This is a genomic window from Ideonella azotifigens (genome assembly GCF_006519715.1).
In the GTDB taxonomy this organism is placed as follows: Bacteria; Pseudomonadota; Gammaproteobacteria; order Burkholderiales; family Burkholderiaceae_C; genus Ideonella; species Ideonella azotifigens.
This window is the reverse complement of sequence record NZ_VIDT01000304.1, coordinates 1-6,387: the sequence shown is the minus strand read 5'-3', so window position 1 is coordinate 6,387 and position 6,387 is coordinate 1. Positions and strand designations below refer to the sequence as shown.

Sequence of the window (6,387 nt, the reverse complement as noted above, 5' to 3'; positions counted from 1 at the left end):
GCGCCACCGGGTCTGGCAGCAGGCGCATCCAGGAGACGACGGGCGTTTCCCTCTCCCGCGGCAGTTCCAGCTTGGTCTGCCAGCCCAGGCACACCAGCACGCCATGCACGGCCAACACCACCAGCCCGGCAACGGCGCGCCGCCGGGCCGGCGCGGCGCGAAGGTCCAACTTCAAGCGCCTGGCCCACAAAGGGCGACAAGCCGGCATGCCACAGACAGGGAAGACAGGGTTCTCATGGCGCTCGGCAGGCAAACATCAAACTTGCAATGCTAGGCGCCACGCACTGTGGACTTTCATGCGCCAACGTCAGCCAGCGTAAAGATCGGATGATCGGCGCGCCCGGCATGCGCTCCCCGGGTGATGACCGGCCACGGCCTCGCACGGACAATGCGCGCGCCCAAAGAACCTCGCACCCCCATCGCCATTGAAGGAACCTTGTGAATCCGCAGTCGCCACTCCGCCGCTTTTCCCGAACCCTGTTTGTCATGTTGTCGCAGTTGGTGGGCCTCGCGGCATCGCTGCCGGCGCACGCGGCAGATTCGAGCGAACCCTTCGAGCTGAAGGCCTCGCTCAAGTATGCGAATGCCTCCGATCAATACCTGATGGTCTACAGCAGCAACGAGGCGACCAGCGGCCCGAACATCTACAGCCGGGCGCTGAAGTCGGACGGCACCCCGCTGGGCACCGATGTCCGCCTGTCCAGTCAAACCGGCAAGATGACCAAGCCCGTGCTCGCCTATGGCGCCAAGTCCGAGCGGTTCCTGGTCGTCTGGGGCCGCAAGCTCGCCGACGAGTCCAGGGCGGAGATCGTCGGGATGAGCCTGGGCCTGAGCGGCGGCGTGGTCCATGAAGAATTCCGGATTTCCGTCTCCGACCTGTACGACCAACGCCCGTCCATCGCCTACTGCCCCGGCCGCGACCGGTTCCTCGTCACCTGGTCAAGAGGCGCGCAGTACGACTACGAGAACGGCGACTCCGATGTCTACGGGCAGTTCATCGCAGGCGATGGCAGCCTCATGCAGGGCGGCAATTTCCTGATCGCCACCGGCGCGAAGAATCAGTTCAAGCAGGACGTGGACTGCGATGAATTGAACGACCGCTTCCTGGTCGTCTGGGAAGACCAGCGCCAGGAGGCAAGCAAGGACGACATCTATGGGCAACTGCTGTCGTCGGACGGCACCCTGCTGGGCAACAACTTCCTGATCGCCAGCACCCCGGACACCGAGCGGCGCCCAGTGGTGGCGGCAAGCGCCAAGACCGGGACCTACCTCGTGGTGTGGGAGGTCGAGATGGCAGACGCCAGCGTTCGCATGTTCAGCCAGACCATCGACCCGAACGGCAATGTGCTGGGCACGCCCACCCTCATCGGTTCAAACCTCGGTGGCGACCGCAATCGCGCCGCGGTGGCCTACCTCAAACAGCAGGACATGTTCCTGGTGGCCTTCGACAATTCGGCATTCGGCGACTACTCTGACGGCATCTATGGCCAGTTCGTCGCCAGCAACGGCAAGCTGCGCCAATACGCCTTCCCGCTGACCATTGCGCAAAAGGGCCAGTACCGGCCGGACGTGGCCGCCGCCAGGAACACCTTCCTGGCCGTCTGGACCGACTACCGAACCACCGTGAACAAGGACAGCACGCACAACGTCTACGAGTACTTCGGGCGCGTCATCGGCAACGACATGGCCTTGTCGTCACGCTGGAAGAACCCCGAAAGCAAGTAGCCACGCGCTGCAGCAGCTTGCGCATGGACCTGCATGAACGGCCATTCAGGTCGAGCGTGCAGGCCCGGTGATCGGTTTGACGCGGGGTCGAAACGCTTCACAGCGTCGCATCTGTGAAGTAGACCATTTGTTGGCCGAAAGTGAGCCATAACCTGACCGTACTTGCGCGAGTTGGGCCGGCCTCGGCCCAACTCAGAAGGCATGACTTGGCCAAGCTTTCAAAACGGAAAGCATAACGTGGCCAAGCTTCCGCCAACCCTAAATGCGCGTCGCCAAAAGGCCGCCGTGCCAAGCCTGGTCAGGCAATGCGAGAACAAGCACCCACTCAAATGAATCAACCCGGGTTTCGAGGAGGCTGTTTGGTTTAAGTCAGGTACCCCCCTCTACGGCACCCGCTCGCGCTGCAGAGGCAGCAGCAAACGACTCTATGGCATCGATGACTGCATCGGTGTCACCCGTCCACCACCAGTGCGAGTCGCCCTGCAGCGGCAGAAACTCGGCGCGCCCGATGCTGCGCGCCAAGTGTTCTCCGGCCTCGAAGCGAACTGCGCGATCGCCACGGCGATGCATCACGAGTGTCGGAGCCGTGATGCGCGGCAGCAGCGGCCGCACGTCCATTTCGCGCAGACCTTTCAGCACAGCGCGCATGCTGGCCGGCGACGCCGACTGGCGCAACATGCGCGCCCACCATGCGCAAGTTTCGGGATCGTCGCGCAGCGTGGGCGCAAAGGTCTGGATGTCCGCCGGACCGCCCCAGCCGGCGATGAGCGAGTCCATCCAGTGGTCAAAGGAGTCGCCGCGCAGCGCCCAGGGGTAGTCCGCGTCGCGACTGCCTCGGGCAAGCGAGCCGAACAGGATCAGCCCGCTGACGCCTTGTGGGTGTTGCGCCGCGATGTGAATGGCCGCCGGTCCGCCTTCGGACGAGCCGAACAGCCAGGCGCGCCCGATGCGTGCTGCAGCAAGCACGGTGAGCACGTCGTCTGCGGCGGACTCGACCGTGCTCACCTCGCCAAGCCGCTCGGACAAACCAACTCCGCGACGATCGAACACGACGACGGTGAAACGTCTTGCGAGCCGGCCGATGGCCTCGCGGATCCCAGGGTGTTCCCAGCCGATTTCGATGTGCGAGACGAACCCCGGCAGCATGACCAGCGCCTCGCCACCCTCGCCGACGGTGGCGTAGGCCACCGAGCCGTGCTTTCCTGTCGCGAAGCGGATCGGCAGTGTCGTGATCGGCGAAGACGGCGCTTCGCGCCGGCCGTGCGCCAGCGCTGCGGCGCGCTCCTTCTCCTGGAGGTAGGCCTGTTCGGTAGCGGGCGCCGGCTTGGTGCCGAACTCGGCACGCAGCGCGTCAGCGCAGCGCATGAACGCTGCATCAACGCCCGCGCCGTCGCGAGCGTCGGCGGCCAGCGCCATGAGGAGCACATAGGACGGCTCGGCATACGGGTCGAAGGCGAGCAGCCGCTCGGCAGTTCCGATCGCGGCCTCGGCACACCCCTGCGCCCGCTGGTGTTCGGCCAGGCAGGCGAGCATGCGGGTCAGCAGATGGACATGCTCGATCCGCTGCATGCGCACCCAGTCGTCGAACTCGTCGGACCCGAACGTCAGCCCATCGAGCAATGGTTCGCACGCGCGCTCCGCCAGCGACTCGATGTCGGCCTGGGGGGGCGGCACTGCTGTGCCGGCAATCATGGCTTGGGCGAGGCTGCGGAATTCGAGCGCTTCGCAACGCAGCGCTCCCGCGGCGAACGAGATGCTGCGTTCATGGCTGTCGATCAGCGCGCGGCCGCAGCGGGCCTCGAGTTCGTAGATGAGTCGGCGCAGCCGCCCCAGTCCGACGGCCGCTGCGGCCTCGGGCCAGAGCATGCGTGCCGCCTGGTCGCGTGAGATCGGTCGCCGCTCAAGCGCCAGCATCGCCATCAGCCCGTAGGCGCGCTGCAGCGAGATGCGTAAGCGCTCGCCGGCCAGCACCAGCGACGGCACCCCGAACAGGTTCAGCAGCAGCGCAGGTGGCTCGGCGGGGTGCATCCGAGCATGGTAGTCAGAGTTCCTCGGTCCCACGTGAAAGGACGTTTCAAGGACGCGCGCGCCATAAGGTTGAGGCACTCACCGCCCCAGACAGATGCATGGAGGAGCCCGTCATGCTTGCCGAATCTTCAACCGTCCGGTCCTGCCAGGCCGCGTCCAGTGCATGCGCACCGGCGAACCCCGTCGGGCTGGGCATCCTCCTCGTGCCTGCGATGGGGGTCGCTGCGCGTTTCTACGAGCCCTTCTTGGCTCAGCTCTCGGCGGCATGCGGCGCGGCGACCGTGACGACGCTTGAGTTGCCCGGGCATCGCCATCCTGGCCATCTTGCCGCTTTTCCTTGTCATCGACCTGCTGTTTCCGCCGCCGGCAGGCGCCCGCACACGAGAGTGGCGCGCGCCGCTGCGGTGACGGCCGCCAATGGGGGGGATGCACGCTGCGATGGCCGGATTCGGTGCCGGCCTGCGTGGTACCGGGCAGGGTCTTCGGGCACACCTTGGCCCCACCCAAACCGAGGAGCTCGTTCATCGCCGCCGACTGCCACCGAAACGACCATGGCACCGACGAAATCTACAGACTGTCGCGTCTGTTGCCACGCGCACGGCCGGGTTTCACCGTCGGCCTCGCCCAACGCGGTGCGCTACGCCGCCTTCGGATGTGCGAGGTGGAAGGCGCGTTCGCTGGTCCAGCCGCCGAGGCGCGGCGATGCCAGCGCAACACCCTGTACCTCGACAGGTGCCACGACGATTAATCGATCTGCAGCCGTCCAACGGGCGGCCTAAGGGACGGACGTGCCGACCGTTTTTTCGGCGCAATTTAAAGGAGAGATCATGCAAAAACAGGAAACCCAGGGCCACGAAGCCCCGGCCTCGACGAAGGGCGATACCAATGATTCGCATGGCCCCAGCAGTTCGGCATTGGAGAGCAGCATCGTGAAAACCTCTCCGGCTCGACTTTTCCGCTTGCACCAGAGGCGAAGGGCGGGCAGGGCTCCTTCCCGCGTTCTGTGCGCGCTCGCTACCGGTGTGGCAGCCGCCGCGCTGACCCTCGCGGGAACGCCCGCCAGGGCGGCCGGCTACACCAACATCCGCGTCTGGAACACGACTCACTGCCTGGACAACGCCACCGACAATGCCTCGAAACTGCAGATGTGGTCGTGCGACAGCGGTAGCGACGAGAAGTGGCTGAAGATCTACAACTCCCAACTCGGTTCGTTCCGCTTCATCAACCAGCGCACGGGCCGATGCATCACGGCGCCGTCCTCCGGCGGGGCGGCGATCACCATGAAGGACTGCGACCTCCAGGCGCTCAACCAAGAGTGGACTGTCTACTATTCCGACCACACGTCCACTGGCTGGTACTACATGTGGCAAAGCGCTTCGCTGAGCGGCTACTGCCTGAACACGGACAGCGTGGGCAACGGCACCGTCATCACTAGTCAGGGCTGCAATCTGGCCGACCAGTATCAGCACTGGCTCGAGGGTTAAAGCACGAGGGGTCGGCCGCCGTCATGCGTGCAGGCTCAAGTGGGCTCTGTCGCGACCCGGATAACAGGCGCGTGATAGCCAACGCGGGCGGGCCGGTTCAGTGCACCAGCGAGTAGAACTGGTTGGCTGCGGAGATGACTTGGCCATCGGGGCAGGTCATCTGCCCCCTGTTGATCATGTGCATGGTTTCGATGCAGGCGATGATCTTGGCCGCCGACCAGAACGACTTGAATCCGAGCATCGGCCGGACGCGCCGCTTGGTGGCTCGGAGGTCCCTCAGCGTAGACCTCCCGGTCCACTGTGTGAAGTTCGGCAATTGCTGGCTGGAAAATCAGGCATGACAAGGCGGCATTTGCACGCCGCGCGCTGGTTCCGGCCAGCCATTCGAGGCATAACGTGGCGAAGCTTTTAGGAGCACCACCAAAAACGTGGCTGAACTTCCTAGGGTGCGCAAGTGCTTGACGCACAAAGAAGACAGACCGCAAATCCTTGCCGGGTTACGCGGTATCGGCAGTGATCAGCACACTGGTCATGGCGAATGCGGCCAAGTTATGGGCATGCTCGACAAGCATCGACCTTCTTGCGGTTCCTCGTTGGTGGTGCGCCCGGCTGGGATCGAACCAGCAACCCCTGGCTTCGGAGGCCAGTACTCTATCCATTGAGCTACGGGCGCCACGGAGAGGAACGCGGATTCTAGCAGGGCTGCGACGGCTGCTCTCTCCCTGCAAGGCCGGCCGCACGCCAGCGCGGTGGCGGACTTGATCCATGTCTAGCGCAGGTGACGGGGGCGGCGCACGGGGTGCATACCCCGCCCCGTCCCGGTGGACCCGCTGGCTATACTCGCACGCTTGAGCGGCCAGGGCGCCCGTGCACTGGCCGTCGGCCTGGGGTTTCAGCGATGCTGAACGCCGCGGGATTGCGATAGATCAAACACCAAGCGAGACGAGGACCTCATGAGCGACGCTCACGTTGAAGCACACGGCGCCCCGCACGACAGCGCGCATGACGGGCCACATGAAGGGCCGATCAAGACGCCCAAGCAGCTGGTGGTGACAGTTGTCGCCTCCTTCCTGGTGCCCATCCTGGTGATCATCATGCTGATCAACTTCGTGGCCTTCGGCAACAAGGAAGCGGCAGGCACCGACGCGCT

3 protein-coding genes, 1 tRNA gene and 2 pseudogenes are annotated in these 6,387 nt (G+C 64.9%); 3 read left to right on the top strand and 3 right to left on the bottom strand.

Going from position 1 to position 6,387, the window contains the following annotated elements:
* Positions 1–486: 486 nt before the first annotated feature.
* Complete coding sequence (locus tag FKP22_RS17645; protein WP_141288836.1) at positions 487–1,725, top strand: hypothetical protein; 1,239 nt, start codon at positions 487–489, stop codon at positions 1,723–1,725.
* Between the two features lie 369 nt (positions 1,726–2,094).
* Here the strand turns inward: FKP22_RS17645 and FKP22_RS17640 are convergent, their stop codons facing one another.
* Positions 2,095–3,753, bottom strand: a complete 1,659-nt coding sequence (locus FKP22_RS17640; protein ID WP_141288834.1) for a bifunctional AfsR/SARP family transcriptional regulator/alpha/beta hydrolase — start codon at positions 3,751–3,753, stop codon at positions 2,095–2,097.
* An 827-nt stretch (positions 3,754–4,580) separates the two neighbouring features.
* On the opposite strand from FKP22_RS17640, the gene FKP22_RS17635 reads away from it, so the two are divergent.
* The gene (locus FKP22_RS17635) at positions 4,581–5,237 is read left to right on the top strand and encodes an RICIN domain-containing protein (protein ID WP_141288837.1); all 657 of its coding nucleotides are present in this window, start codon (positions 4,581–4,583) and stop codon (positions 5,235–5,237) included.
* A 97-nt stretch (positions 5,238–5,334) separates the two neighbouring features.
* On the opposite strand, the pseudogene FKP22_RS17630 reads toward FKP22_RS17635, so the two are convergent.
* A pseudogene (locus tag FKP22_RS17630) lies at positions 5,335–5,514 on the bottom strand (IS6 family transposase); the annotation flags it as partial.
* A 320-nt stretch (positions 5,515–5,834) separates the two neighbouring features.
* Positions 5,835–5,910 (bottom strand) — tRNA-Arg (locus FKP22_RS17625).
* 280 nt (positions 5,911–6,190) lie between these two features.
* On the opposite strand from FKP22_RS17625, the pseudogene FKP22_RS17620 reads away from it, so the two are divergent.
* Positions 6,191–6,387 (top strand): annotated as a pseudogene (locus tag FKP22_RS17620) (hypothetical protein); the annotation flags it as partial.

Coding starts and splice junctions, on each gene's coding strand:
- FKP22_RS17645 (WP_141288836.1), top strand. CDS start 487: ATGTTGTCGCAGTTGGTGGGCCTCGCGGCATCGCTGCCGGCGCACGCG.
- FKP22_RS17640 (WP_141288834.1), bottom strand. CDS start 3,753: ATGCACCCCGCCGAGCCACCTGCGCTGCTGCTGAACCTGTTCGGGGTG.
- FKP22_RS17635 (WP_141288837.1), top strand. CDS start 4,581: ATGCAAAAACAGGAAACCCAGGGCCACGAAGCCCCGGCCTCGACGAAG.